Raw genomic sequence first — 2,602 nt, 5'->3', positions numbered from 1 at the left:
GCGGCGTCGTCGGCCAGCACCGGCACCGACAGCGGGCCCTCCGGGAGCCCGGTCCGGCCCGCGCCCCGGTTGTCGAAGGCGGTCAGCCGGTACCGGTCGGCGAGCCCGTCCAGCTGCGCCCCCCACGCCTCCGCCGGGTCGCCGAGCCCGGCGAGCAACAGGACGTCGGGCCCCTGACCGCGGCGTTCCGTCCAGAGTTCCACCCGGCCGACGTCGATCAGCTCGCCCATCGTCGCCCCTCCCTCTCGCGGTCGGTTCCGCTCCGGGGGTACCCACCCGGGGCGGTCCGGCGGCACGGTCGCGGTGAGTTGGCGTGGGTGGGCACCGCAGCACTACGCTCGGTCGGCGTCGGTGAGCGATCGTGGGCAGGGGAGGGCGTCGCGTGGGTGAGCGACCCGGACAGGGACGGGTGGCGCTGCTGGCCACGTGCCTGACCGACACGCTGTACCCGGACACCGCCAAGGCCGTCGTCCGCCTGCTCGAACGGCTCGGCTGCGCGGTCGACTTCCCGCTCGAACAGACCTGCTGCGGGCAGCTGCACTACAACACCGGCTATCACGACGACGCGGAGCCGTTGGTCCACCGGTACGCGGAGGTGTTCGCCGGATACGACCACGTGGTGGCGCCGTCCGGGTCGTGCGTGGGCACCGTGCGGGAGATCCACCCGAAGCTGGGCGGGAACGGCCCGGCCGTGCGGCGCACCTACGAACTCAGTGAGTTCCTCGTCGACGTGCTGGGGGTGACCGACGTCGGCGCGTACTTCCCGCACCGGGTGACCTACCACCCCACCTGCCACTCCCTGCGGATGCTCGGCGTCGGTGACCGTCCGCTGCGCCTGCTGCGTGCGGTGCGCGGCCTGGAGCTGGTCGAACTGCCCCGGGCGGAGGAGTGTTGCGGCTTCGGCGGCACGTTCGCCCTGAAGAACGCCGAGACGTCCACGGCGATGCTGGCCGACAAGATGCGCTGCGTGCAGGACACCGGCGCCGAGGTGGTCACGGCGGGCGACAACTCGTGCCTGATGCACCTCTCCGGCGGCCTGTCCCGCCTGCGCACCGGCGTGCGCGGTGTGCACCTGGCCGAGATCCTGGCGAGTACGGAGGAGCAGCCGTGGGTCGCAACCCCGTGACGTGGCTGGGCAGCCCGACGTTCCCGGACGCGGCGCACACCGCACTGGCGGACACGCAACTGCGCGGGAACCTGCGCCGGGCCACGACGACGATCCGGGGCAAGCGCGCCGCCGCCGTCGCCGAGTTGGACGACTGGGAGGAGCTGCGCCGGGCCGGTGCGGCGATCAAGGACGACGTGCTCGCGCACCTGGACACCTACCTGGAGCGGCTGGAGGAGGCCGTCACCGCGCGCGGCGGGGTGGTCCACTGGGCGCGGGACGCCGAGGAGGCCAACCGGATCGTGCTCGACCTCGCGCTGGCCCGGCGGGCCGAGGAGGTCGTCAAGGTCAAGTCGATGGCCACCGCGGAGATCGGGCTGAACGAGCACCTGGAAGCCGGGGGAGTCCGCCCGGTCGAGACCGACCTGGCCGAGCTGATCGTGCAGCTCGGGCACGACCGGCCCTCGCACATTCTCGTCCCCGCGATCCACCGCAACCGGGCGGAGATCCGGGAGCTCTTCCGCAGGGAGATGCCCGAGGAGGCGCCCGACTCCGACGACCCGGCCGAGCTCGCCGAGGCCGCCCGCCGGTACCTGCGGCGCAAGTTCCTCTCCGCGACGGTCGCCGTGTCCGGCGCCAACTTCGCCGTGGCCGACACCGGGTCGGTGGCGGTGGTCGAGTCGGAGGGCAACGGCCGGATGTGCCTGACCCTGCCGGACACGCTGATCACCGTCATGGGGATCGAGAAGGTCGTGCCCACCTGGCGGGACCTGGAGGTGTTCCTGCAACTGCTGCCGCGGTCGTCGACCGCCGAGCGGATGAACCCCTACACCTCGATCTTCTCGGGGGTGACCCCCGGCGACGGGCCGCGGGAGTTCCACCTGGTGCTGCTGGACAACGGGCGCACGGCCACGCTGGCCGACGCGGTCGGCAGGCAGGCGCTGCGCTGCATCCGGTGTTCGGCCTGCCTGAACGTCTGCCCGGTGTACGAGCGCACCGGCGGGCAGGCGTACGGGTCGGTGTACCCGGGTCCGATCGGGGCGATCCTCGCGCCCCAGCTGGACGGGGACCTGACCGATCCGCAGACGGCGTCGCTGCCGTACGCCTCGTCGCTGTGCGGGGCCTGCTACGAGGTCTGCCCGGTGCGGATCGACATCCCGGAGGTGCTCACCCACCTGCGGGGCGAGGTGGTGCGGGCGCGGGGCAGGCGGACCCCCGAGTCGCTGGCCATGTCCGGCGCGGGCTGGGTGTTCCGTGACCGCCGCCGGTACGAGGCCGCGCAGCGGGCCGGGTCGCTGTCCCGCCTCCTCGCCGGCCGGGACGGGCGGATCACCCGCCTGCCCTGGCCCGGGTCGAAATGGACGTCCACCCGCGACGCCCCGGCGGTGCCGAAGGAGTCGTTCCGCGCGTGGTGGAGGCGCACCCGTGGCTGAGGCGCGCGAGGAGATCCTGGGCCGGATCCGGGCGGCGCGCGGCGCCGGACCGGGGCCGGTGCCG

General features: G+C 73.8%; 3 protein-coding genes. 2 read left to right on the top strand and 1 reads right to left on the bottom strand.

Annotated elements, in window-relative coordinates; genetic code table 11:
* Window positions 1–230 (bottom strand): alpha/beta fold hydrolase (locus ACTIR_RS24385; protein WP_034241060.1); only part of this gene is annotated, 230 nt, incomplete at its 3' end.
* Window positions 231–409: 179 nt separating this feature from the next.
* Between ACTIR_RS24385 and ACTIR_RS0119050 the strand changes: the two genes are divergently transcribed.
* Window positions 410–1,126 (top strand): (Fe-S)-binding protein, encoded by a 717-nt coding sequence (locus ACTIR_RS0119050; RefSeq protein ID WP_026455468.1) that lies wholly within the window; start codon window positions 410–412, stop codon window positions 1,124–1,126.
* A complete protein-coding gene (locus ACTIR_RS0119045; protein WP_026455467.1) occupies window positions 1,108–2,538 on the top strand; it encodes a LutB/LldF family L-lactate oxidation iron-sulfur protein in 1,431 nt (476 codons plus the stop codon). The genes ACTIR_RS0119050 and ACTIR_RS0119045 overlap by 19 nt, the downstream gene beginning before the upstream one ends.
* Window positions 2,539–2,602 lie beyond the last annotated feature (64 nt).

The sequence above is a fragment of the Saccharomonospora iraqiensis subsp. iraqiensis genome, assembly GCF_000430445.1.
GTDB lineage: Bacteria > Actinomycetota > Actinomycetes > Mycobacteriales > Pseudonocardiaceae > Saccharomonospora > Saccharomonospora iraqiensis.
The sequence above is the reverse complement of the archived record's forward strand: the minus strand, read 5'-3'. Positions and strand labels throughout refer to the sequence as shown.